Annotated in this window: 20 protein-coding genes; all 20 read left to right on the top strand. The window is 37.6% G+C overall.

The features are described 5' to 3' along the window. The first annotated feature begins 91 nt into the window (after positions 1–91). The 20 genes from BFJ97_RS24180 to BFJ97_RS11835 all read left to right on the top strand — a co-directional run bounded on the left by BFJ97_RS24180 (position 92) and on the right by BFJ97_RS11835 (position 25,138). On the top strand, positions 92–319 hold the full coding sequence (locus BFJ97_RS24180; RefSeq protein ID WP_139114433.1) for a hypothetical protein: 228 nt from the start codon (positions 92–94) through the stop codon (positions 317–319). Between the two features lie 229 nt (positions 320–548). Then, the gene (locus tag BFJ97_RS11925; protein WP_068984849.1) at positions 549–1,472 is read left to right on the top strand and encodes a serine/threonine-protein kinase; all 924 of its coding nucleotides are present in this window, start codon (positions 549–551) and stop codon (positions 1,470–1,472) included. A gap of 446 nt (positions 1,473–1,918) precedes the next feature. Then, positions 1,919–4,087: a transcriptional regulator gene (locus tag BFJ97_RS11920; protein ID WP_068984848.1), complete on the top strand. Its 2,169-nt coding sequence runs from the start codon at positions 1,919–1,921 to the stop codon at positions 4,085–4,087. A 223-nt stretch (positions 4,088–4,310) separates the two neighbouring features. Then, complete coding sequence (locus BFJ97_RS11915) at positions 4,311–4,736, top strand: membrane-associated protease 1 (protein ID WP_068984847.1); 426 nt, start codon at positions 4,311–4,313, stop codon at positions 4,734–4,736. A gap of 91 nt (positions 4,737–4,827) precedes the next feature. Next, positions 4,828–5,262: a J domain-containing protein gene (locus BFJ97_RS11910; protein ID WP_068984846.1), complete on the top strand. Its 435-nt coding sequence runs from the start codon at positions 4,828–4,830 to the stop codon at positions 5,260–5,262. 36 nt (positions 5,263–5,298) lie between these two features. Next, positions 5,299–5,874, top strand: coding sequence for an FHA domain-containing protein (locus BFJ97_RS11905; RefSeq protein ID WP_068984845.1), 576 nt, complete (start codon positions 5,299–5,301; stop codon positions 5,872–5,874). A gap of 40 nt (positions 5,875–5,914) precedes the next feature. Beyond that, entirely contained in the window at positions 5,915–6,439 is a 525-nt protein-coding gene (locus tag BFJ97_RS11900; RefSeq protein ID WP_068984844.1) for an FHA domain-containing protein, read from the top strand. 6 nt (positions 6,440–6,445) lie between these two features. Then, complete coding sequence (locus BFJ97_RS11895) at positions 6,446–7,282, top strand: PP2C family protein-serine/threonine phosphatase (RefSeq protein ID WP_068984843.1); 837 nt, start codon at positions 6,446–6,448, stop codon at positions 7,280–7,282. A gap of 51 nt (positions 7,283–7,333) precedes the next feature. After that, complete coding sequence (locus BFJ97_RS11890; RefSeq protein WP_254660160.1) at positions 7,334–8,980, top strand: serine/threonine protein phosphatase; 1,647 nt, start codon at positions 7,334–7,336, stop codon at positions 8,978–8,980. Between the two features lie 4 nt (positions 8,981–8,984). Next, complete coding sequence (locus BFJ97_RS11885; RefSeq protein WP_068984881.1) at positions 8,985–10,259, top strand: normocyte-binding protein; 1,275 nt, start codon at positions 8,985–8,987, stop codon at positions 10,257–10,259. Then, positions 10,250–10,945: an iron-dependent peroxidase gene (locus BFJ97_RS11880; protein WP_083227011.1), complete on the top strand. Its 696-nt coding sequence runs from the start codon at positions 10,250–10,252 to the stop codon at positions 10,943–10,945. Before BFJ97_RS11885 ends, BFJ97_RS11880 begins: the two co-directional genes overlap by 10 nt. A 24-nt stretch (positions 10,946–10,969) precedes the next feature. After that, on the top strand, positions 10,970–13,618 hold the full coding sequence (locus tag BFJ97_RS11875) for a molecular chaperone (protein ID WP_068984841.1): 2,649 nt from the start codon (positions 10,970–10,972) through the stop codon (positions 13,616–13,618). A 49-nt stretch (positions 13,619–13,667) separates the two neighbouring features. After that, positions 13,668–14,441: a DNA and RNA helicase gene (locus BFJ97_RS11870; protein ID WP_068984840.1), complete on the top strand. Its 774-nt coding sequence runs from the start codon at positions 13,668–13,670 to the stop codon at positions 14,439–14,441. A gap of 290 nt (positions 14,442–14,731) precedes the next feature. Then, positions 14,732–15,376 (top strand): hypothetical protein, encoded by a 645-nt coding sequence (locus BFJ97_RS11865; protein ID WP_068984839.1) that lies wholly within the window; start codon positions 14,732–14,734, stop codon positions 15,374–15,376. Continuing rightward, entirely contained in the window at positions 15,373–16,908 is a 1,536-nt protein-coding gene (locus tag BFJ97_RS11860; RefSeq protein ID WP_068984838.1) for a phage baseplate assembly protein V, read from the top strand. The genes BFJ97_RS11865 and BFJ97_RS11860 overlap by 4 nt, the downstream gene beginning before the upstream one ends. A 15-nt stretch (positions 16,909–16,923) precedes the next feature. Continuing rightward, complete coding sequence (locus BFJ97_RS11855) at positions 16,924–18,021, top strand: pentapeptide repeat-containing protein (RefSeq protein WP_068984837.1); 1,098 nt, start codon at positions 16,924–16,926, stop codon at positions 18,019–18,021. Positions 18,022–18,060: 39 nt separating this feature from the next. Continuing rightward, complete coding sequence (locus tag BFJ97_RS11850) at positions 18,061–18,558, top strand: hypothetical protein (protein WP_068984836.1); 498 nt, start codon at positions 18,061–18,063, stop codon at positions 18,556–18,558. A 77-nt stretch (positions 18,559–18,635) separates the two neighbouring features. Continuing rightward, the gene (locus tag BFJ97_RS11845; protein ID WP_068984835.1) at positions 18,636–19,034 is read left to right on the top strand and encodes a DUF4280 domain-containing protein; all 399 of its coding nucleotides are present in this window, start codon (positions 18,636–18,638) and stop codon (positions 19,032–19,034) included. A gap of 30 nt (positions 19,035–19,064) precedes the next feature. Further along, positions 19,065–24,575: a DUF6531 domain-containing protein gene (locus BFJ97_RS11840; RefSeq protein WP_068984834.1), complete on the top strand. Its 5,511-nt coding sequence runs from the start codon at positions 19,065–19,067 to the stop codon at positions 24,573–24,575. Continuing rightward, on the top strand, positions 24,566–25,138 hold the full coding sequence (locus BFJ97_RS11835; protein ID WP_083227010.1) for a hypothetical protein: 573 nt from the start codon (positions 24,566–24,568) through the stop codon (positions 25,136–25,138). The genes BFJ97_RS11840 and BFJ97_RS11835 overlap by 10 nt, the downstream gene beginning before the upstream one ends. Positions 25,139–25,203 lie beyond the last annotated feature (65 nt).

The following is a 25,203-nucleotide window of genomic DNA, read 5'->3' as shown; positions in this document are numbered from 1 at the left end:
CTTTCCAGAGCGACGGAAAGAAAGAGCAGAGTGACGGAAAGAAAAGGCGGAGCGACGGAAAGAAGGCAGAGCGACGGAAAGAAAGAGCAGAGTGACGGAAAGAAAAGGCGGAGCGACGGAAAGAAAGAGCAGAGCGACGGAAAGAGCAGAACGACGGAAAGAAAGAGCAGCGCGACGGAAAGAAAGAGCAGAGCGACGGAAAGAAAGAGTAGAGCGACGGATAGAAAAGGCAAAGCGACGGAAAGAAAGAGTAGAGAGACGGATAGAAAAGGCAGAGCGACGGAAGGAAAGAGCAGAGCGACGAATAGAACGTTCATAAATAAAGAGGAGGCGTCACCGGATTATTTTAGGAGGTTTCGCATTGTGTCAATCCCAGTATCTAATGTAGAACCGAACTGTTAAAGATCACTATTTAATATAAAAGTATATATTGATATAATTACATTAATTTGTATTTTAATTAAAATAATTACATATATTTTTACTTATTTTGTCACGAATTGTACATATTTACGACGAAATATCATGAAAGGGATGGTAGATTGAAGATGCAAACGATTCAAGTTGAGTTGAGTTTACCAACAAACAGTGTTTTAAATGATACATATAAAATTCAAAAAGTTATGGCTACTAGTAAATTATCCATCGTCTATATTGCTGAAAATAACAATGGTGGGGACAAGGTAATTATTAAAGAGTTTTTTCCACATGATATCGCTTTACGGGATTTAGATAATAAGACTGTAGTTAACCGTTTACCTTCAACGAAGCAGAAATTTAAAGATTTAAAAGAGATTTTTCAGAATGAAGCGTTCATTATGCAGCAAATCGATCATCCCAATATCGTCAAATATATCGAACATTTTGAGGAGAATGAATCGATTTATATCGTAATGGATTATTATGAAGGGATGTTATTAGATCAGTATTTAAATAAGTTTCAAATTCATGAAAGAGATCATTTATATTCGGATATATTTCTCCCTTTAATGAAAGCTTTGTGCTATTTACATAAAAAGGGCATACTCCATCGTGACATTAAACCAAGTAATATTATGATAGATTCAGAGGGTAATCCATATTTACTAGATTTCGGCTCAGCGATTTTTTATAAAACAGCTGAAAATTATCAAATTTTTACAAGTTCGGGCTATTCTCCTCTTGAACAATATTCCTATAAGTCGGAGCAGGGTGTCTATACTGATATCTATAGTTTAGCTGCAACATTTTATTTTTCACTAACAAATGTAATTCCAATGGATATATCCCAGCGACTAATCGAGGATAGGATTGAGAATGTCAGATATTATAATAAAAAAGTGAGTATTCTGTTGTCACAAACCATAATGTGGGGGCTATCTGTGCATGCGAAAAGAAGATGCCCTTCACTTAAATATATGGAGTTGATTATTTCTTTGGAACATAATATCAACAGGATAAGGACCTATTTAAAGGTAAATAATTCTAAATGACCAATTATTTCACAAATTTGATGCTATATTCTCATTTTACAAAAATAAATAAGTACTTACCGAACAGCTTATGGACTAGAAATAACTACGCCATAAGCTGTTTTTATAATAAAAAATGGATATTTAATAATGTTTTTTGTTAAAAATATCAAAAAAATTAACTTTATCTAATTTTCACTAAACATGAAACAATATTCTTATTTTACAGAATATTCTATTGTAAATATTGACAGTAAAATTAGATATTGTATATAGTTACTTTGTGATACATATTATCATCAGTGATGTGATGTTAAATAGTAGAGAATCATGTATGTTTCTTAATCTGCTAAATAATAACTGAAGATTCTCTTTTTTTAATTTAATTACCTAGCGCACTAATGATTATGCTTACTCGAAATTCGTTATAAAAGGAGGGATGGCTGTATAATCATACGGCCGACTGAATGGAGATTATTAGTCAAACAAACAGAACCATGCTCTTTGAGGAAATTAATCCGGAAAAAATGGATTTAATCACGCTTGTTGGAGATGTAAAAGGGATTGACAGTCTTAGTGATGAAAAGATTAAAGAAATCAATCAATATCTACTTGTCAAAAGCTTCGACGAATTTTTAGATAAGTTTTCTCCAACGGTTTACTCATTCTACAATGCTGCTAACCAAAAGGTAATGTATACACTTAAAAAACCTGAGGGAATTCAAGACGACTGTATTTCTGAAATAGCCATTGATCAAAATAATGATTTTTTAAAGATGCTATTCACCCTCATTGATACGAAAAGAAGTCAGGGTATTGCGAATGTAGATTTTAAATTTGAAAATCTGCTCGATATGATCTCTCCTAAAAAGGTTATGGACGACATTCGACAAGTCCGAAAAGAAATCCATTACCTATACGGTGAATATGACAAATTAGATGACGACGATCCAAAAAAATTGGATACAGGGGACAAGCTAAACCTGATGTTTGAAGTAGCAAGTAGAAATTACAACAATGTCATGGCGATGCTTCCATTAGCGATCGAAGATATTAAAACAAGACTTTTGTTGGGCGTTAATCAGGATGAAGATGAGTCCGAAAAATTACAAATTGGCACACTTTCTATAGGTGACAATGGTGAATTAAAAATCATCGAGGCACCGCAAAATAATAGCTCTGAACTGATGGTTATTGAAGAAAATAGTAACTATGGTTTAAGCACAGTTTTTGAAGAGGACTATGAGGCGATTACAGAATCACCATCCTCTTATGTCAAAGATTTAGTCGTAAGAACGTTCTCTCCATTGCCAGCTGTGAAGGCTGAATTTGATGTAGAAACTGAGGTACAAAACTACAATACCTACTTAGAATTCTATAAGAATGCTAAGGATGAATTTGTAAAAACAGTGAAGCCATTAGTGGAAAAACTATTAGGCGTAAAAATGTACTTTGATCAGTATGCGACTAAAAACAAAGGTATGCAGCCTTCGTTACTTGTAACAAATACGAAGTTAGATATGCTTGTTAAAAGTAATAACGTACCACGATTACGTACGTATTTAAACACTGTTAACTCTAAAAATGACTTTACAGATACAGTTTGGTACGGGATTGTCCCTGCACTAGAACTAGAGGCATCTGGAAAAATGAAAGTTAGCAGATCTAGATTTAAAGGGAACGATAAAGTTGCTAAGCAAGAAGGAAATACAATGGAATCGTTATCTATTCTTCTAGATACAGTGAAAGATTATAAGATTCAAATCTTCTTCAACTTCATGGCAGAAGAAGAAACAACATTCAATGGCATTGCAACAGCAGGTATTGATCGACTGATCGATAAATGCTCAGTGCTTGTTCGAAAAGACTATAGTGAGTTCGCAATACCATGTCTACCGAACTTCACCATTATTCCAAAAGATAAATCAGGTGTAATCATTGATACAAGAATGCAAACAACAGAAAATGGAGCTCGACTGTCTAAAGAAAAAGAGGATATCTTAAAGCTTTGGATAGAGGGAGTCTATGTTGGTGCAAGTTATGTAGCTGCAGGTATCGTCTCAGCTTATCAATGTCCAGAATATTTGAAAGAATCATTCAGAAGTGTTCAGAGAAATTACCCTGGTGTGCGATTCGATATTGAAGCCGGAGATAACTCACTTAGAGCCGTTACAACAATGGCAAAAGAAATCTCAGGGTTTACTAATAATATTAAAGATGCTATTAACAGCAGAAGCTTTGGCTTTGTATTCTCTTCAGAAAATGCACAGCTACAAGATAAGGATATTAAACGTATTACCGTGTATAAAGCAAGAAGCTTAGCGATGGAAGAAGATGGATTTGATTCAATCTACAAAACACAAGTTAGTACGTATATTGAAAGAATTCTACGATTCCAATCAGGTGACTTTAAGCACGAAAATATTGTTCGATTCTTTAGTAATAATCCAAGTAGTCAAAAAAGCAAGTGGCTTAATGATAAAGGCTTTGTAAACTCCATTATTCAAGATGGAGACGATATCGGCTTCTTTATCGATGAAAAAACAAGCCTATGCCAGATTGACCTCGTGTTCAACGGTAATGTGAAGAACCTGGAAGTTATGATTACAAAGGCATCAAGCGCTGTTAAGGCCTAACAAGTTTCAGCATACAATGATCAACTTTTTAAGTAGGATGTTTAAGATTTATTCATAAATCTTTTAACATAAATATGAATCTACCATAAATTGCAAGGTGAAATGATTACATATTTCTCAATGCTTTATGCACTTGCATTAGGCTTGAGAAATTGAAAACATTATAAATTTCATCTACAGCAGTTTAACGAGTCGATTCTACAAATTTTAGGAGGTAATAAGAATGGGTTTTGTATTAAAAGTAGAAGGATCAGAAGCAATTGAACTAGGGTTAGATAGCATTATGTCTGTTGAGTATGATACAGATACTCCAAATGACTCTAACGCACGTTCTACAGATGTAGGCGCAACATTAAAAATTAGAGGTAAAATCCTTACGGCAACTGATGGTGACAATTCAGATGATACGATGAAATTAGGATTATGGTCATTAGTACCAGCTGAAAAGGCTGACTGCTACCGTAAAGTAACATTAGAAGTTATTTCTGCTGATCAAGTAGTAAGAAAAATTCATTTCCCAAATGCCTTTGTTGTTGACTACACAGAAAAATATGGCGACACAGAAGGTATCGGTGAATTCTACTTATACGTTAAGCAAAAGAAAGACAAAACAGACTTGGCGAAAATCGAAGGCGGCTACGCTGTCTAAGATTGCTGCTTGATAGCACTCCACATTATCTAAGGGGCTTTTATAGCTCCTTAGATAATTTTGAATAATCCTAATACTGGGGATGAAAAACATGAAAACGCATTATGAAACTTTAGGTGTCAGTAGAGACGCCACACACGATCAAATAAAACTCGCTTATCGAAAGCTATCAAAAAAACATCATCCAGATGTGAGTGGTGGAAACAAAGAATCTGAAAAGATTTTTTTAGAAGTGACAGAGGCATACAAAGTACTGAAGGATCAGGCTTCAAGAGAGGCATATGACGCGCGACTAGATGGAGTGGGTCAAAGTTGGAGTAGAGGACAGACAAATGAAAAACAATCTTCACGCCAACAGTCTACTGAAAAAAAGCCAGATTTCAATATGAACAATATTGAAAAGAACTTTGAGCATTTTTTTGGCTTTAATCCTAAAACAAAGGAAACGTCATCAACCCTTAACAAGAATACAAAGAAGAATCCGATAGATACAACGGATTTATTTGAACGGTTTTTTAACAAGTAATATAAAGCCATAGCAAGTATGAAGGAGTGTGATATCATGTATGATCAAAATTCAATGGATGTATACAGTGAAAACACAAAAAAACAAATGATTATAAAAATTATCGATATCATTATTGTTACAATTGCCTTCTTTTTTATTCTATATGTATTTGTCATGAATCAGGATGTTCTGTTGAAAACGATTATTGGAACAGTAATGGTCATACTCGCTATTATTTTTGGCTCTATTAAATATGAAACAAGAGTAACAAAAAACGATGTGACCATAACGGACATTCAAAAGCTAGTTCTCCTTAATGATCGGGGAGTGGAAATCGAGGAATGGGTGATAGATGACCAATCTTCATTATTAATTGGAAAAAGTTCAACTGACAATAAGGCAGATATCGACTTAAGTGGTACAGAATATGAATCACTCATCAACTATGAGCATGCCGTATTAAATTGTGTATCTGGAGTATGGTACATAGAGGACATTGATTCTGTCAATGGTGTTGGTATTAAAAAAGCTCATAAGCGCGTTAAAAATAGATTAAAGCACGAAAGTCCTTACCCAATAGGTAATGGAGATACGATATACATAGCAAATACACGGATTTTAGTGAAATAGAGAAAAATAAAATTCGTAACATAGACGGGGGATAGCGAAAATGAGTTTGATTAGATGTACAAATGGTCACATGTTTAGTTCAAGAAGACATAGAAATGTTTGTCCGTATTGCAATGTAATGGTGGAACAGGAGCAAAGATCAAACGGTCAGCAAACAACAGTAGATGTTGATGATAAGACAATGCCATATCTCGGAGAAATGGATGGAATCGATCCGGTAACGGGATGGTTAGTTTGTATTGAAGGACCTCAGATGGGGCGAGACTATCGGATTTTATCGGAAAAGAACTTTATAGGTAGAGCTGAAGATATGCATATTCGTATCGTTGGAGATAATTCAATTTCTAAGCGTAACCATGCTGTCATCGTATATGATCCTAAAAAAAGGAATTTCTATTTACTTCCTGGAGATGCATCGGGATTAGCCTATCTTAACAATGAAGCAATTTATACACCAACAGAGTTAGCGGCATATGATGTAATCCAATTAGGTGGAAGTATGTTCCTTTTCATTCCTTTATGTGGCGTTCACTTTGAATGGGAAAACAACCAGAGTGAGGAATGATGATAAATGGGACTGGAACTACTGCCGTACATAATTGCGCTAGTATTTATTATTGTACTCATTACATTACTAATGATTAGAAGCATGCTTACGCAAAAAAATGAAACAAGCAGGATTGAAATTGGAAATGGTCAAACAATTGGTAGACGTGATGAGCAGGATGACTATTTCTCTACATCTGAAACGAATTATGGAACCATTGCAGTTCTGGCAGATGGCATCAGTGGATTAGCAAACGGTAGGATGGCAAGTACGGTTGCTGTCACGACATTTATACAAGAATTCAAAAAGCTAAGTGGCCTAAGTAATCTGGAGAAATTTTTTAAGGAAACGGCTTTAGCGAGTAACCATATGATTCTCGAAAATTTAAATGGCTCTAATGGTGGTACTACATTAGTGGCGGTCGTTATTGATAACAATGGATTCCTTCATTGGGGAGCCGTTGGAGATAGTGTCATAACAATTTTTCGAAACGGAGAATTTATCGCGATCAATCAAAAGCATATTTTTGAATCCGTATTAACAGAACGTTATATAGCTGGTGAAATATCGCAGCTTGAAGTGCAGGAAAACCCTTTAAAAAAGAGACTTATAAATTATTTAGGATATGAAGGTTTTAAAAATCTAGATATAGGAAAAAGCCCGATTCAACTTCATAGAGGGGACAAGGTATGTCTATTTAGTGATGGCGTCTACGATACCATAACAGAGGTTGAAATGGAAAAAATTCTCTCTCAGCATGCGCCAACCTATGATACTGCGCAAAATATCATTAAAGCTGTTGAACAAAAACGCTTGAAAAATCAAGATAATGCAACAATCATTATCCTAGAAAAAACATGATCATCTTTTTATCGGTCAGAGCTCTTACTACTAATATTGAGGAGGGGAATCATGAGAAAGGAAAATAGCAACTTTAAAACAAGCTTTTTATCCGAAGCGGGCTCGTTTTTGCAAAATAAAGATTACTTTGCCTATACGGAGCTGGACGATGTAGCCTGCTGGGTAGCTGTGAAGGGGTTAGATTCAGATCAGGAAATAAGTAGTGCAGAGCTTGCTGTGAAGGCGATTTTAGAGAAATTTATGGAAAAGCCATCCATGTCCAGAAGAAGCATAAAAAAATATATAAGATATGCGCAGAACATCCTTCAGAATCAGAGCCTACGAGTGAGATTAAAAGCTAGTATCGTTATAGTCGTATCAGATTACTCAAAAATGATTGTGGCAGTGGCAGGAAACTCGAGACTGTATCATTTCCGGAATGGTACTTTATCGTTTAAAAGCACCGATCAAAGCTTGGCACAGGAGCTAGTGAGTAATAGGGAACGTTCGCTAGATATTAGTCAGCATGAAGAAAGAACCAATCTGCTAAATTATCTTGGCAAACCAAATGATTTTCAGCCTTTTGTCTCTAAGAAAATGAAGTTAATGGATGGCGATGTATTAGTGCTTTGTACAGCCGGCTTTTGGGAAGATGTCGGTGAAATTGAGATGGCAGACGCGCTGGAAGATGTAAAAGAGCCAGAGCAATATACTGATTTATTGGAAGAGGTACTTTTAAGCAGGCAAAGAAAAGTTGTTAATAATTACACAATCGCTGCTATATTTGTTAACAAGGTTTACCAGGAAACAAACAAGAAAAAAATGAAATACATCAAAATGATTGCAGCTGCATTAATCGTCACTTTAATCGTAGGTGGAGGCGCAATTTATTATCAAGCAAAGCAAGGGAAAAAAATGGCTGAATTAACCGTAGAAATGAAAGATCATGAAAAGAGCGGAAACCTTTATTTTCAAGATGGAAATTATGAAAAGGCGCTTCTTGAATATAGCCAGGGTAGAAATGCAGCAAAGAAATTGCACGACCCAATACATAGGAATTTGCTAGCTAAAAAATTAAGAATTACTGAGTTGATCATTAACGGGGATAAATCAGCAGAAGCAGGAAAATTTGATGATGCGCTTAAGCAATATGAAAAGGCTAAAAAGGAAGGCAAGCTCATTGATGATTTTGGAAAAGAAGCAACTGAACAAAAGATCGCTAATATGGATACCATTGTACAAATTGCTGAAGCAGTAAAAGATGGAGATTATCGATTTGAGGCTGAGGATTACAATGGAGCTCTTGAAAGCTATCAAAAGGCAAGAAAAAAAGCGCTTCCGATTGCCTATACTGGTGAACCTCAAATAAAGACGAAAATAGAAGAGACCGAGGCTAAAATAGCCGAATTGAAAAAGACCCAGAAGGAATTAAAGGCTGAAGGCTTAGAAAAAAGCGGGGATCAAAGCTATGCACGCCAAGAGTACGGAAAAGCAATTGAATATTATACACTTGCACAGGAAATTTATCAGGAAACAGAGCTCCTATCAAAGGTTTTAGGTCTAGAGCGAAAGGTTATGAACGCCAATGATAAATTAAATCCTGTTCCTCAAGGACCAGCTGCTGGTAAAGCAGTACCTGAGGAAGAAATTCCACCTATGGATGAAGGGACAGCTGCCAATCAGCCATCTGATTCTGAGTTGATGAAAGAGGGAAAATAAATTGATGAAAGAGCTCATGTTTGAACGGTTACGTAAAATAGAGGATCTAGAACAACGTCAGCTACTAAAGGATATTGTCAGTGGCGTTTTTGTAAATTTAATCGACTATCAGGATGAAATGAACAAAAGACTTGAGGAGCGCATATTCAACGAAATAGATGATGTAGAGGACAGGTTTGACATTTATGTGACGCTTAGTTCTAAGGAAGATATTGATCCCATTCATGAATGCTTATTCCCGATGCGGCCAGCTGATTTAGAAAGTAAACCTATCAATATAAAAAAACTGCTTGAATCGTATAAAAAAAATGAACCGTCCGTACTGTTCCCATTATTTTTAGAGTGTGATTCCATGCAAATTCGACAGTTACTTGCTGAGCAGCGACGTTTCAGTGGAAAGCTAGTCACGACAGAAGGACAAGTAGAGATTAAGGTCAGTCTTACAAGAAACACCAGCTACTTGCAGGAAATCGACAGGCTATATCCAATCTTCCAAATAAATGGCTTACCATGGAGGACAATCAATCATCCATTCGCTTATAAATTTTTTGATGTGAATTTGGTCGATTGTCCTTCTTTAAACGAGGATGCTGAAATCACTGAAATAATCATTGATTTAGAGGAGTATGAGCCGCAAAAACGACTGAATATGGTGCCGCTTTGGAACATTGAACGGCATTCGCTGAAAAATGTTGGGTTTCCCGTGCCAGCCGTTGATAAGGTGAATTTTGAGCATGTCCTTTCCATACGAAAGCTCGGAAATCAACATGGCTATCTTGTTGAAGCTGATGAGCAAAATGTTCGCTACGTTAAACGTTCAGACAATGAATTGACAGTTGTTTCACCGCAAGATAAATCAGGGGTTTGGGAGCTCATAAAAATTGTAAAAATGGAAGATGAGAAGATCGGGAAATTAAATTACGAGCTTGTATCGAACCGACGAATAGAGCATTTTATGAACAAATTTGCTAATACGTATACGGCTAGTGTTAAAACGAAGGGCGAAATTACTCGTATGATTAATTCCTTCGAGGTAGCCACTAGACTTGAGCTTGTAGATGTTGACATCTTGGACTCATTTTCAGGAACAAGCTTTAGTCACTCTGCGAACCCTTTCTTAACGGAAATAATAGGAGATCATGGTCATAAAAAAACAATGCTATTAAAGTTTAAGGCGAAAGAGGAAAGAAACTTTATTTCAAATGATATTTTGAGCTTCCTCGTGTCGGAAGTGCAACGACATTTCTTCGAATATGAATGTGTAGGTGTTTGGCTATGAACTATATTTGGGATTTGCTCATTAAGGCTGAGGATGAAGGTCTTTCTAAAAAGGATATATATTTTCATCTTGCCGAAGTCTATTCACCTTATATGGAACTTAGCCCACAACTATTAAATGCACAGGATATTGAACAGCATGTTGAAGTAAATCCTTATTATCGCTATTACGAGATTTTCAACAATCTTTTCCATCCGGACAATACTACAAATATAGAGTTTAGGGACTATCTTTTTGACATCGCCTTGCATTTCTTAGCTGAAATCGATCGTATGCAGGGCATGAATAAAAGAGAGTTCTTTATTCGCTTTATTCTTAAAGAAATCGAAGCAAATGTCTTTGGCAATTTGGTACGTGACAATATTCATGCTTTTACGAAAAAGGAGCAAGAAATAGTTGTCCTGAATATGCTAAGGCTTTACCAGACAGGGGAAGAAATCTACTTATTAAAGGATACGCTGAAAAGGCTCTTTAAGCATTGCATCATTTATGTGAAATCGGAGGAGCAGGATGAGCTGCTTTTATACATACCTCAGAAGCAGACAGAACAAAATCAGCGAAAGGTACAGCTTGTACAAGAAATTTTTCTGCCAATTGGCTTTCATATAGAGGTTTATTGGCAATATCACTTCGGTATTATGGGTGCAGAGGAAACAATGAAGCTAGATCGAATAGTTCTTTACTGAACAGGGCAGAGGAGGGATTTTTGAATGACGACTAAATATTCATATAAGCTATATGCCAATAAGCGTTATACAGAAAAGAAATATATGACCTATACACGGGTAGAATTAATGGAAATGACAACCTTCCAGCTTAGAAATATTTGTTATAAGGAAAAACTTGTGACAGGGCTTATTAATTCACTGACAAGAGACGAGTTAATCGACAAGATTTTAAGATATCGTGGTGCTGAAGAAAATCCTCTTATTAAAGAAAGCAAGGATGGGGGCTTTGAAAGAGTCGAAGCGGCCATGCAAAAGTATTTAAAAACACCTATGTCTGACAATGGTGATATTAAAATTCCAGCCAAAATGAGCTTGTATAGTGGGATGAAGATGGATAAACCCGATCAGTATTTCGTAGAAACAGGCGGCTTTCTCGTTGAATCCAATGTACTGCTAGTAAATGAGCAATTGGAGCTGTGCGGTATTTTAAATGTCCTAAAAGACGACCAAGTCCCAAATCAGTACTTCTTCGCTGCTGATGAAGCGATTGGGATACGAAAAACAAAAAATAAAAACTATAGCTTTATTTTTTTAAGAAAGCAAGATTCTGAGTATATCTATAAGACGTACTATCAGGAATCCCCACTTCCGCCTACAAATCTTCACTACTATAAGGTGCCAATACCAGATTTAGAGATTAAACAGCTAGAAACAACCAATGCTATTCTTGCTATTGATTTTGGAACAACAAATACAACAGCTGGTGTCTATTTAGAGAGTGATTATGTCTCTTCCCCTTGCAGTCATGATTTATTAAATGAAAGAATTCAGCTAAATAGCATCAATTTTGTCCAATTTCCAGATTCACTTCATCAAAACGAATGGATCGAAGTAGTACCGACGGTCATGACTGTAGCAGATTGCTCAAATGCAGACCAAGTTAGCTATCACTTCGGCTATGAAGCGTTAAAAATGATGAAAAAAAATAGCTATACATCATTGGCAACGAAATTCCAAGGCATTAAACGTTGGGTTAGTAATTATGCCAAATTGGAAGAGGTGATGGATGCCAACGGAAATACGGCACTTGTGCCACGAAGCCAAATTTTAAGAGAGTTTTTGCTTTATATTATTCGCATGGCGGAGCATCAATTTAAATGTCGCTTCAAACATTTGCATATTTCCAGTCCGGTTAAGCTGAAAACGCAATTTTTAGATATGTTTCACGCGATTTTACCTGAATACCAAATCGAAACGGAGCATGCCCTCGATGAAGGCATGGCGGTTCTTTATAATACAATCGCCAATCAAATAGAGAATAATAGCTTTCTAGATGGCAAGCTATATAAAGCACTCGTAATCGATTGTGGAGGTGGAACTACAGACCTTTCCTCCTGTAAGTTTCGAATAGAGGATGGGCGTATTTCATACAAAATTGATATTCATACAACGTATGAAAATGGCGATACGAATTTTGGTGGCAACAATATTACATATCGTATTTTTCAATTTATGAAAATTGTCTTTGCGAATTACTATAGTCGAGGGAAAAATGCTTATGATATTGACGCATTAATTGATATCCCTGGTAAGGATATTTATCGATATGTAGACGATTACGGCACAGAAGCAGTGTACGAGCAATTCGAAAAAGCCTTTTTAGATGCCGAGTACATTATCCCTACGCGTTTTAAGGAGTATGAAAATCGAACACGTGATGAATACCTACGTGTCCGCAACAATTATTATTTCTTATGGGAAATGGCAGAGGAAATGAAGAAGGAATTTTTCCGAAAAACAGGCATTTTAAGAAGTCGTTTTTATTCGGATAGTGATATGCAGCAGGATAGTGATTTAAATGTCACAGCTGTAGACCGCTGGTGTCTATCCATGCTAGAAAACAATCAATTTAAGGAAGTTTATGATTATCCAAATGTCTTCTTCAACATTAAGGAAATCAATCATCTTATTAAGGCTGATATTTATGATATTGTGCGAGAGTTTTTAGAGGAGTTTTATGAGAGTGGAATTCTAGGAGAATATTCCATTATCAAACTAACTGGACAATCTTGTAAAATCGATGCGTTCCGCGAGGCATTAAAGGAATTTGTACCAGGACGCAGCATTGAATTTAGACAAAAGGCTGAAAATGTCGGCAAAGTACCTGAACTAAAACTTGCCTGCCTAAGAGGAGCCCTTCGTTATTTAAATGCGAAAAAGATTGGCATGATCGAAACGGAAGTGACGAATCATGCACCAGTAGTACCTTATACGGTTAGCGCCTTTACACATAATCGTCAGGAAAAATTACTCATCAGTAGTTTAGAGAGGTTGAATCAAATTCACGGTACAATTTCCCGTCCGTGGGGTGTAACAGAGGTTGAATTCTTCCTAACGGGTAGTGATGATAACTTATCGTATAAATACACTTACTTTAATCGTCAAGAGGATTTTGTGCCTGTCCTTTATGAGAATATCGCGGCGTATTATCAAGATAAAATTCCACAAGACGAGACAGATTCCATCGTTAATGGAGAAGTAAAGTTCTTTGTCTTCGCAGGCGAAGATCATTGGGGCTTCCATGTCGTACCAGTAACAAGAAAAGACGAACAGCTGTTTATTGGAAGGAAGGAATTCTTTGCTTTTGAAACAGATTTGTCTGAGCTAGATTTCTTTGATGGATTAAAGTAAAACCTCCAGAGGATGACAGTGAAAAACGAGAAAAGAGGTGGGTGACAGCTTGTTTGCCAATCAATATCCACATTTTCAAAAAGGGCGCATTTTAAAGCGAGAAATGCTGGAAAATTTGCGAGATTACCCAAGAGAATTTTTAGATTTGTATTTCCAAGATTATTCTAATGGCATTATTGCTGGTGCCAATATTATCGTAGCAGATACAAGCCTCATTATAGGGAAAGGCATTATTAAGCATAACGGAAAGCTCTATATGCTACATAGTAGCTATGAGCTTCCTTATGAAGCGACCGGAAACGAAAAGATTCTAAAAGTACGCTTTGCTGATGAAGTGAATGAATTAGATTTTAGAAACTTCACAACAGAAATAGTCCTAGATGATTCATTAGAACTTGCAAATAATGAGCTAGAGTTAGCGCGCTTTAAATTAAAATCGGGTGCAAAACTGCGCTCGGAGTATATTGATTTTTCCGATATTGCGACTGAATACAATACGGTTAATTATCTTCACAGTCAATTTGCAGGTTTTCAAAAAAGCACATACCATCCAATCATTTTGCACTATTTTGCACGAGAGCTGTTAAAAAATCGCCCAGCGAATCCGTATGATATAGCTTTTGCTTTAGAGTGCATAAATCAGGAGCGGGTTCAACGAGATGCGATTGATTTTTATATTTGCAATCGGCTAGAGCTAGACTACCAAACATTTTCTAATAGTCAAATTCATAAATACTTGAACCGTATTTTATTGGAATCAAAGCGCGGTGGTCGTATGACAGGGCATAGCCAAGGGCGACCAAAGCGCATGATTGTTGACTAGCTGATGGTCTGCAGATGAAGAATGTTCATGAACGGACTACGTGAATTAGCTCAGCAGGAAGCGGTTTAATAAGAAGGATATACACCGTATGAGGAGCCCTCCAAGGACTTTGTCAATATAGATGAGCAGAATATGTCGGTCATTGATTCAGCTTGTCATGGAAGGAAAGATTCCGTTCTGAATGCCGAAGCTATTTTCGAACATGACAGCTGAGTTAACCTTTAATAGGAAAGTGAAAAAATACAAGGTCATGAGATAGAAAGACTAATCGAAACAAAGGAGCGAAAAAAATGAGTTTTATGGATGAAGAAGTTATTGAGATGACGAAACATGCAAGGCAGAAGAAACGAATGGAGAACATCGAAAACCAATTATTACATACTGATATTGTGAAGGCGATTAAAGATGGTCAGCTCATGATTGAAGATGAAACGATTGAGTTTAAAGAGATGAGTTTTTATGAGGATCAAATCCGGATGTGCATGCCTGCAACATTTGATGTGATGGAGCCTGAATTAATGGATATTAAATATCCATCCAGTCGTAGACCCGATTATATTTACACAAGCGAAAGTACCTCAATTAACGTCACGCTGAAAATCATGGAACAACAGATAAAAGCAGAGGAATTAGAAGACTTCACAGAGGCCATGAGGAACATCCTTCAAAAAACGCAGCCAACTACAAAAATGTTGGATACCGCCATGATTGAAGTTAACGATGTACAAATTGGTTACTTTGACTTCATTTCGCCAGCACTAGATAACAAGATTTATAATTTAATGTTTTTGTTTATAGTAGGCGAGAATGTGACGATGGGCTCGGTTAATTGTTTGAAAAAAGAGATGAATATTTGGAAACCCATTGCTTACGGCATGATGGAATCTATCTCGGTTGAAAACAAATTATTAGATGGGGAAGGTGTTGTCGAATGAGCAAGGAAACAGCTTTGACGTATAAAGATATCATCGTGATGCCCTATAATATTCGCGTCGATCAAATCGAAATTACGCAACAAATGAATGAGCATGCTACATTGCATTTAACAGGCGTGATTCCAGATGAATTCGAAGATTCCTATGTGTATATGACGGATGCCGAAACAGCTATTGAAGTATTGCAAATCGGCAGTGGTGGACAAACTATTCCTATTTTTAATGGGCTTGCGTTAGATGTACAAGTGAAATCGGTTTTGGGCACCTATTATTTGGAGGTTAAAGCAGTTTCGCATACGTATGTGTTAGATGTGAAGAAGAAAAACCAAACTTATCAAAATGCGAGTATGCCCTATAGTGAATTAATAGATGCATGTATTGCCGATCAAAAAGGTGCAGATTTTATGGATTATGCCACTAAAGGCGCTAGTATTGGTCGTTTCACGATGCAGTATATAGAGACAGATTGGGAGTTTCTTAAACGAATGGCATCACGATTCCATACAGGCCTGGTGCCAGATACGGTTCATCCGGCCGCCAAGTTTTACTTCGGTGTACCGTTTCAAGCTGGAGGCACGCAGAAAATGGAGGCCATTAATTATCGAGTTAAAAAGGCGATTGGCAATTTCCTTGTGTCCAGTAAAAATCATCTTGACGGTATTACTGATAGTGACTATATGTACTATGAAGTAGAATCGTTCCAACCATTCAAAATAGGCAATGAAGTGACGTTCCAATCAAAGAATTTGTATGTCTATAAAATCTACTCAACTTTAAAAGATGGCTTGTTCAAGCATATCTATACGTTAACACCTCAGAACGGCTTCAGTGTCCACACTACTTATAATCAAGCTATTATTGGCGCCTCTATTCAAGGGAAAGTAATTGATGTTGCGGGGGACAAAATTCGTATTCATGTCGATTTCGATGAGGGTCAAGAAAAAGATACAGCGTATTGGTTTCCGTATTCAACGATCTATGCATCAGAAGATAATACAGGCTGGTACTTCATGCCGGAGCTATCTGATAACGTTAGAATCTATTTCCCAGGCAATCGTGAGGATGAAGGGATTGCGATTAGTTCTGTATCAAAAGCGCCTCCACAATCTAGTTCAATGTTAGCAGCGACGAACCCGCCTAGTCCAAGCGGTGGTGGAAGTGCCAGTGCTAGTGGCGGAGGTGGAGGAGGTGGCTCAAGACCTGCACCACCAGAGGATAGCCGCCAAGACCCAGCACGGATGGCTGATCCAGATGTCAAAACACTTAGAACGAAGCACGGTAAACAAATTCTACTTGCACCCGATCGTATTGTCATATCTGGTGGAGGATTAATGATTTCGCTTATGGATGATAATGGGATTTCTATCATAAGTGATAAAAATATTACCTTACAAGCAACAGATAAAGTCGCCATCAATGCGAAGCAAATTATGATTAATGCGACCGAGAAAATAGAGATGACTTGTAAAGACAGTTCAATCAAGATGGAAGACAAAATGGAGATCAAAGGAACAGAAGTACGAGCAAATTAGTGAGGATGTGAACGCATGAAACGAGAAGAAGCATTACAGCATTTTATGGATGAATGCGTGTCAGTTCATATCAGCCGATTACAAGAGAAGGTTGATCGACAGTTTCGCCAAGAGAAGGAAATCTTACTAAAACCAATCATTCACTCGCTTGAACAGCTGTTTGCAAATATTAGAGATCAGCAAGAGCAGGGAAGGTTAGCGCCAGTTGCCTTTATTCATTTTTCATTGCTGCGAACATCATTACTAGATAACAAGTGTACGTATTTGCTAGAAGCGTATGGAGAAAAATGGTACTACGAATGGGGAGAATGCACGGCACAGTATGAAGCGGATTGGCTTAGTGAGGCGATTATAGATTTACACAAAACGCTTGAAAAAGAAAGAAAGCCATATCTCTCCATCCAAGCAGCTGACGTTCGAGGAATTATTCAACAGACAGTGATTCTGTTTCACCAGTATATTATTCAATTGGTACGCTATCTTTTCCGTTATCAAAAAGACAGCGTACCTGAAATAGACTTTCAACGAGCCGCGTGTTTACGATTTCGTGTCGGTGAATATAAAGGATTTAGTGAAGATGTTGCGATCATCGACGAACGAGAACGGGTGGAGGAAAATCTTGTCTCATGGTTAGAGAAAAACGAGATGGACAAATCGTATACGTTTGAAAACTTTTCAAGTCTACCATTACAGCAAAAACACTTCAACGAAATGGACTTTTCCTATGCAAACTTCAATGGCAGTGACTTAGAAGGGGCTTCATTGAAACAAAGTGTTTGCGTCGGGACTAGTTTTGTAGATTGTAGCTTAGCGAATGTTGATTTTTCCTATGCAGCCATCCAAGATGCTGATTTTCGAAATGCTAATTTAGCAGGTGCTAATTTTACACATGCACAGGGGAAAACGTTGATGCTTCCCGATAACGAGGTTGCGTGTTACTTAGGTACTGATTTTAGTCATGCGAATTTGGAAAATGCACGGTTTGAGTTTGCACAAATTGCAGGCGCCAATTTTACAGGTGCCAATTTAAAAGGAGCTACCTTCTTTAAACGCGATCAAGAGAAGTGTCTATTTAGCCCAGACCAGATAAAAGACATTCATTGGATTCATTAACGTTGAAATTAATAGAAATGATAGTTACAGGAGGAAAAGATGGAGTATTTTATTGTTCGGCAAGATCAAAGCATTACAAATCCAATCATTCCTTTCAAGACAGACCTCGATGATAACTTTATCTGTTCATCTGTATTCGGGGAAGTAATAGAAAAAGAGAATGCGGTATATCTGGATTATTTAGAGAAGCCTCGTAGAATCGTGTCGGATGATTTAAAAGGGTTATTGGTGAAATATGAGGATAACTTAGAATTTACAGCCATTGTCTTCACGGATGTGAAGAAAGGAACACAGCGTGTGCATTGGCTTATGGACATTGTAAAGAAGAACTGTATTTCCGATGACACGATTTATTATCCAGACGGACAAATAAAGGAACTCGTGATTGACCCGAAGAAAGTGGAACTGGATTGTATTTTTCAAGTCGACGGCAAAAAGGAATCGTTCACCATCGTCAATCTAGATGTTGCAGAAAGTATGCTGCGACGACCATATCTCGGGATTCATTTACAACGAGTAAAACTACAAGGACGATAGATCATTCTAATAAATCATTCCAAAACACTGTCGTAATTTGAAACAGTGTTCAATCGATACGAAAGGAAGGATATTTAATGGCTCAAGTTGTAGAAAGTTTGGAAACAGAAGGTTCAGAACAGGAGCAATTTAGTTATGTCGTACATGGAGCAATCATTTCATGTGAACATGGTAGCCACCTCAATTATTTAAATTTGCCGCAAGATCATGGCGTTTATATTAAAGAGAAAGCCGTCATGAATGTAGGGGATCGAAACCCTGACAACATTCCAACTTTTGGTGTTTGTTTACAGTTGCAAAAGCCATGTACACCAACTTGCTCCATTGATTGGATGGAAGGAATGGAAAATGTCAACTTCGAGGGGAAGCAAGCGTTATTAAGCCGCTGCCATACCCAATGCTCAGCAGGTGGAGGCAAAATCGAAATTATTCATGACGGACAAGAGGAAGTAGAAATACCGAAACAAGGTTTTTAAAAGACGAGGTTAATTGAAAGGAGGTAAGTAATGAAATCGCTAGAAGAAAAGGAAGTACACATGGTTAGTACGTATGAGGATCTTGTGCTCGAATGGCCTTATCCACTTATTCATTTAGATAAACTAACTATTAAACATAAGGCCAATGATCATGCAAGATTGTACTTTACGGGAATGATTGCTGAAGAGCAAGCGCAAAAGTATATTCAGCGGGTCAATCATACAGATGAAGTGGTTGTGAAATTTGGACGAGACAGTGCCATATTGTTCTCGGGAAGAATTGAAAATGCGGAGTTGCAGGCAGCACAAGGGGTGCACTATGTCTCCGTTGAGGCTGTATCCTTTACAGCAAATATGGATATTGCAAAGCGCTCACGTTCTTTTCAAGATGCCAATATGACGTATGTGCAATTAATAAATAACATCGTGAAAGCCTATCCTAACGGGGATTACATTGACCAAGCTTCTAACGGTCAAGCCATTGGTAGTATCGCGATTCAATACTTAGAAACAGATTGGGAATTTATTAAAAGAATGGCCTCCCGTTTGCACGCCGTTGTTTTTCCTGATTTAAAAGGAAAGGGAGCTCGGTTCTGGCTTGGTACACCTCAAAGTAGAAAAAGCATAACGATCGACCATCTGCCTTCTATAGTACGAATGGATGTCGATGCGTACCGGTTGATTACTGAAAACGATGGCACGGATGTGAGTGAAGCCGATTATACATTTTGTGAGTTTGAAAGCACGGAACCCCATGAGCTGGGCACGTTGGTGCAATTCAAGGGAAGCTCCTATATCGTAACGGCTAGAGAAACCCATCTTGATGAAGGTGTGTTGAAGTTTCAATATACTGCCCAACCAGAGAAAAGTATTCGTCAGCGATTAGTACGCAATTTAGACCTCATTGGCGCAGCGTTTACAGGAAAGATCATTGATGTCACGCAAAACACCGTTAAAATTCATTTAGATATCGATAAAAGCCAGGATCAAGCAAAAGCACATTGGTTTGCTTATTCAGCAGATGCCAATGGTGTTATGTATTTAATGCCTCAAATAGGCGCACGTGCTCAATTGCATTTTCCAAGTGCAGTCGAAGAAGAAGCCATCGTTATCAGCTCTGTGCGTGTGAATCCAGTCACACCAGAGGGCGGGCAAAAGCAGACGAAGAAAATGGCGGACACTACCGTTAAATCCTTGGCGACTAATGTTGGGAAAGATGTGACATTAGGTGTAGGGGATATTACCTTTAGTGCTGTAGATGGTGTCTTGGACTTAAAGATGGATGATGGAGATGGTGTAACATTTCAAAGTAACAGTACCATCATGCTAGCGGCGGATGAAACTCTCGAAATTAGTGGGATGAAAGAGCTAGCCGTAGAGGCGGAAGAATGGATTGCGATATCAGCGAAGGAACAAAGTCATGTGATTATGGCCGCTGACACACAATTAATTAGTACGCTTATTGAACAAGAAGGTATAGAGAAGAAGAGCCAGCCACCGAAGCTAAATGAAGAAGCAATCGAAGCAATGAGTAAAGTTGACTTAATCTTCCCGCAAAAGGCAGAAGAGAAGAAAGAGAAGAAAGGCTGGTTTAGTAGTTTAGTAGATGGCGTAAGTGCAGCATTGGATGTTGCTGGATTTATTCCTGTCATCGGTACATTTGCAGATATTGCGAATGCAGGAATCAGCTTGGCAAGAGGGAATTACATGGATGCAGCCATGAACTTAGTAGGTGCGGTCCCATTAGTTGGTGATGCCGCCAAGGGAGCCTACAAGGTCAAAAAAGGGGCAAAACTCTTAGATAAAGCTGCTGATGCTGCAAAAGGTGCTGATAAGGCAATAGATGCTTCAAAAGCTGTAGCAAAAGGGATGAAGGCAGCTTATCCGAAAGTATCTAAAACCTTAGATGCAGTAAAGGGACTAGCGGAACTAGCTAACAAAGCAACTAAGGCCGTGAAGACGGCCGCAGATAAAGTCATTTCATCGATGGATGAATTGCTCGCTGCATCGAAGGCAGTAGAAGGTATGAAGGATATGGCCAAAGCTGGGCTAACAAAATTTAATCATGGGGTATTAAAGAAATTTAATTGTACACAAGGGCTAAGTAAAAAATTCTGTAAAAGAGGTTTTGAACCCGTTGATTTAATTACAGGACGTATGATTTATGAAGGTGTCGACTTTGAACTACCTGGACCTATCCCCCTTTCATGGGAACGCGCTTGGTACAGTGATAGTAGCCGTATTGGCTTAACAGGTCATGGTATGCACTTTACATACGATCTAGCCTTAGAGATTTTTGAAGAAGATGACCTGATTGGGATTGTTGTGACGGATGGTCGCGCAGTAGGTTTTCCAATTTTACCAATAAACTTGCCGTATTTTAACAAGCGAGAAAGAATGACCCTGACAAATACAGGTGAGGAGTATCATTTGTTTGAACATGATACACGATTGATTTATGTATTTGAACAAACAACAGAAACAAAATACCGATTAAAAGAAGTAAGAAATGAGCAAGACCATCATATTCAATTTGCGTATAACCTTAAAGGGTTCCTATGTCAAGTAACCGACAGTGTTGGTAGAGTGCTAGAGGTTACTACTAATGAGGCAGGCAGAATGACGGAAGTCGCCTTACGTAATCAAATGAGTCGTGAAGTCTTAGTTCGCTATGATTATAATGACGGACAAGATTTAATCGAAATCCAAGATGCGTTAGGGCAAAGTACGCATATAAAATATAACAATCACTTAATGATGCAAAAAATAGATCGCAATAAAAATAGCTTCTTCTGGCGCTATGATGGCCCAACGACAGGTGCACGAGTCATCAAAACGTGGGGAGATGGCAATGTCCTTGCAGGGGAGCTTGCATATCACGAGGGCTATAACGAAATTACCAATAGCTTAGGGCATAAGAGTTATTATTATTTCAACGAAGATAATCTCTGTACGAAAATTGTTCATCCAGATGGTAGTGAAGTTAGCTATGAATATAATGGGGACTTTGAATTACTGCAAGCAGTAGACGAAGATGATCGTGTGACGACATTTAGCTATGATGAATGGGCAAATCCAGTGACGATTACTCTTGCAGATGGCAGTACCTTTTCCGCTCAGTATGATGAAAAAAATAGACTGATTCAGGCTGTTAATGCAGAGGGGGGGAGTCGTCAGTGGATTTATAATGAAGATAGTACATTGCAGGCAAATGTTTTAGAAGATGGAAAGAAAACGGAATTTTCCTATAATGAGCAATATTTAATTAAAACGGTGACAAATGCGCAAGGCCATGTGGTAAGCTTAGCTTATGATGCTGATCTGAATTTAAGTCAGGTGACATTGCCAGACGGGACAAGTTCAACCTGGACGTATGATCGTCGTGGTAACTGCACAACAACGACAAATCCGCTAGGGGCCACAGAGAAATTCCGTTACGATAACTTGAATCGTCTGGTACGGGCAAATCTTTCAGATGGTAACGACGTTCAATTAAAGTACGATGCCTATGATGATGTCATTTTTGCGAAAGATAACCATACGCAAGTAACCTTTGATTACACCATTCTTGGCAGCTTGGTGTCTCGAGAACAAGGTGGAAAGAAAGTCAAATTCACCTATGACACAGAAGAGCAGCTAAATGCGGTGATCAACGAAAGAGGTGAAGCGTATCAGTTTGAACGCGATACGAAAGGGAATGTTATCAAGGAAATCGGCTTTGATGAGATGGAAAGAACGTATGAGCGAAGTCTAGCTGGATTGGTTCAGAGGACTCAACGTCCAGGTGATCGTTGGACAGCGTACCAGCATGACGGTCTAGGGAAAATCATTCGGGCTGATTATTATGATGACACTTGGGAAACGTTTGGCTATGACAAAAATGGTTCATTAATTGAGACTGAGAATGAGCATGTGAAAGTAAAACTGGAGCGAGACCCATCAGGACAAGTTATCAAGGAGTGGCAGAATGACCATTGGATTGCGAGTAGCTATGATGAATTAGGTAATCGCTCACAGATTACAAGTAGCTTAGGTGCAAAAATTGATGTCGCTCGTAATGAAATGGGGAATGTGTCGCAAATCACAGCTTCTCGCTTAGAGCAAGAGAATTGGACAGCAACGATGCAGTACAATGAACTCGGCCAAGAGATTGAAAGAATCTTACCAGGAGATGTCATTAACAAATGGCAGTATGATGCAACGGGTAGACCGACACACCATCGAATAAATAGTCAAAACCGTGACACACGAAGACGCGTATATAATTGGGACGTCAATCATCGCCTACGAAGCATGGTAAACGAGTTAACAGGTGTAAAAGTTTCCTATGGCTACGATGAATTTAGTAACCTCGTTTGGTCCAATCAAGGCGATCAATTTGACTTCTTACACCGCAGTGTCGATGATGTTGGGAATTTATATGAGACGAAGGAAAAGACAGATCGTGTCTATGGTGCCGGTAGCAGATTGCTTGAAACAAGAGAGGCAACATTCTCTTATGATGAAGAGGGTAATCTTGTTCAAAAAGTCGAAAAGAATGGTGATACGTGGAAATACGAGTATTATGGCAATGGCATGATGGCGAAGGTCATCAGACCAGATAACACGGAAGTTACTTTCAAGTATGACTCGCTTGGTAGACGAATAGAGAAGTGTTCTGACGAGAAAACAATAAGTTTCGTTTGGGATGGGAATACTATCCTACATGAATATATCTTGGAGGAAGGTTCAGATAAATTTGAAAATCTGGTGGAGCATTCTTCACAGAATAACTCCGAAATGCCAGATAATTTAGTTACATGGGTGTTTAATGATGGGTTCGTACCTTCAGCTAAAATCACGAATGATGGTAACTACAGTATTATTTGTGACTATCTAGGAACGCCTGTAGAAGCCTATGATGAAGAAGGTAATTCGGTTTGGTCTGCTGAACTTGATATCTACGGTAGAGTGAATGAATTTACAGGTGAGAAAGACTTTATTCCATTCCGTTACCAAGGACAGTATGAAGATGTAGAAATAGGATTGTATTATAATCGATTCCGATACTACGATCCAGAACAAGGGAATTATACTCAAGTAGACCCGATTGGACTTGCAGGTGGAAATCCTACTTTGTATGGGTACGTGGGTGACTGTAATTCACAATTAGATCCGTTTGGATTATGGAGTATTATGGATGAAATACCATCTTTTCAAGCGTGGCAAAGGCATCACATTATTCCGAAGTCATTAGGTGGCTATGGGAAGACAGGGTTTATTCATGATGCAATAAGACTATCAGGTATAGATGTTGATAAAATTTCACGTAACGTTGTTCATTTACCAATGTTTGAAGGAATGGACCCTAATAGATCTTTGCACAATGGCTATAATCAAGTACACTTAAAATATAATGAGTATGTTGGAAAGGAACTTGATAGAATACTGAAAGAAGGTAAAGCTCTGAATGCAGGAGATTTGTTTTACAAAAATAGGGTAAATGATTTAATGGATGACTTACGAAAAGGTTTAATGTCAGGAGAAATTAGATGCGGATAAAAATAAAATACCATATAATTGAGAGTTTTGATGTTTCAATTTCTGATGAAGATTTGATTATTAACATTGATGATCCAAATAATAATAAATGGATGATAAATTATGGAGTATCATTAGATGCAAAAATTAGTTATTTTGATATTATTGTTTATGGCGATACAGACTTATTTTTTAAACAAGATATCATTTTCACTAAGGGGATTTATTTGGTGAGTGAGAAATTTATTAAAACATGGCAAGAAATAGTAGGTATTAATGATGATGTTCAATGGATTGTATTTAATCTTTTAGACTCGAAGGGGATTCAGATACCACATAACTATAAAATAATTAACTTTACTAATACTATTAATTGTATTAATTGGGAAGAATCCAAATTTAATGCATATGATGAATTAGAAAAGGATTATAATTTTTACATGCCTATATTTGATAAAAAAAGATTGGAGGGTCTTGAGTATGGGTGTGTAGATTGCGAAAGAAGTATATTTATATCGAATATGATTAAAAATTCTTTAGAACAATATAGTTTAAATTCATTAGTTTTTAAGGAAATTAACTAATTAACTAAAATTTATTACTAAATCCCTCATCTCTAACAAAGGTGTATTTATTAAATTTTGGTGGT

Origin of the sequence: Lysinibacillus xylanilyticus (genome assembly GCF_001708185.1) — a bacterium.
GTDB classification, from domain to species: Bacteria; Bacillota; Bacilli; order Bacillales_A; family Planococcaceae; genus Lysinibacillus; species Lysinibacillus xylanilyticus_A.
Note: the sequence above shows the minus strand (reverse complement) of the source record. Positions and strands in the feature narration are given on the sequence as shown.

Excerpts from the sequence above, each read along its gene's own strand:
- BFJ97_RS11925 (WP_068984849.1), top strand. The coding sequence starts at position 549 with ATGCAAACGATTCAAGTTGAGTTGAGTTTACCAACAAACAGTGTTTTA.
- BFJ97_RS11920 (WP_068984848.1), top strand. The coding sequence starts at position 1,919 with ATGGAGATTATTAGTCAAACAAACAGAACCATGCTCTTTGAGGAAATT.
- BFJ97_RS11915 (WP_068984847.1), top strand. The coding sequence starts at position 4,311 with ATGGGTTTTGTATTAAAAGTAGAAGGATCAGAAGCAATTGAACTAGGG.
- BFJ97_RS11910 (WP_068984846.1), top strand. The coding sequence starts at position 4,828 with ATGAAAACGCATTATGAAACTTTAGGTGTCAGTAGAGACGCCACACAC.
- BFJ97_RS11905 (WP_068984845.1), top strand. The coding sequence starts at position 5,299 with ATGTATGATCAAAATTCAATGGATGTATACAGTGAAAACACAAAAAAA.
- BFJ97_RS11900 (WP_068984844.1), top strand. The coding sequence starts at position 5,915 with ATGAGTTTGATTAGATGTACAAATGGTCACATGTTTAGTTCAAGAAGA.
- BFJ97_RS11895 (WP_068984843.1), top strand. The coding sequence starts at position 6,446 with ATGGGACTGGAACTACTGCCGTACATAATTGCGCTAGTATTTATTATT.
- BFJ97_RS11890 (WP_254660160.1), top strand. The coding sequence starts at position 7,334 with ATGAGAAAGGAAAATAGCAACTTTAAAACAAGCTTTTTATCCGAAGCG.
- BFJ97_RS11885 (WP_068984881.1), top strand. The coding sequence starts at position 8,985 with ATGAAAGAGCTCATGTTTGAACGGTTACGTAAAATAGAGGATCTAGAA.
- BFJ97_RS11875 (WP_068984841.1), top strand. The coding sequence starts at position 10,970 with ATGACGACTAAATATTCATATAAGCTATATGCCAATAAGCGTTATACA.
- BFJ97_RS11865 (WP_068984839.1), top strand. The coding sequence starts at position 14,732 with ATGAGTTTTATGGATGAAGAAGTTATTGAGATGACGAAACATGCAAGG.
- BFJ97_RS11860 (WP_068984838.1), top strand. The coding sequence starts at position 15,373 with ATGAGCAAGGAAACAGCTTTGACGTATAAAGATATCATCGTGATGCCC.
- BFJ97_RS11855 (WP_068984837.1), top strand. The coding sequence starts at position 16,924 with ATGAAACGAGAAGAAGCATTACAGCATTTTATGGATGAATGCGTGTCA.
- BFJ97_RS11850 (WP_068984836.1), top strand. The coding sequence starts at position 18,061 with ATGGAGTATTTTATTGTTCGGCAAGATCAAAGCATTACAAATCCAATC.
- BFJ97_RS11845 (WP_068984835.1), top strand. The coding sequence starts at position 18,636 with ATGGCTCAAGTTGTAGAAAGTTTGGAAACAGAAGGTTCAGAACAGGAG.
- BFJ97_RS11840 (WP_068984834.1), top strand. The coding sequence starts at position 19,065 with ATGAAATCGCTAGAAGAAAAGGAAGTACACATGGTTAGTACGTATGAG.
- BFJ97_RS11835 (WP_083227010.1), top strand. The coding sequence starts at position 24,566 with ATGCGGATAAAAATAAAATACCATATAATTGAGAGTTTTGATGTTTCA.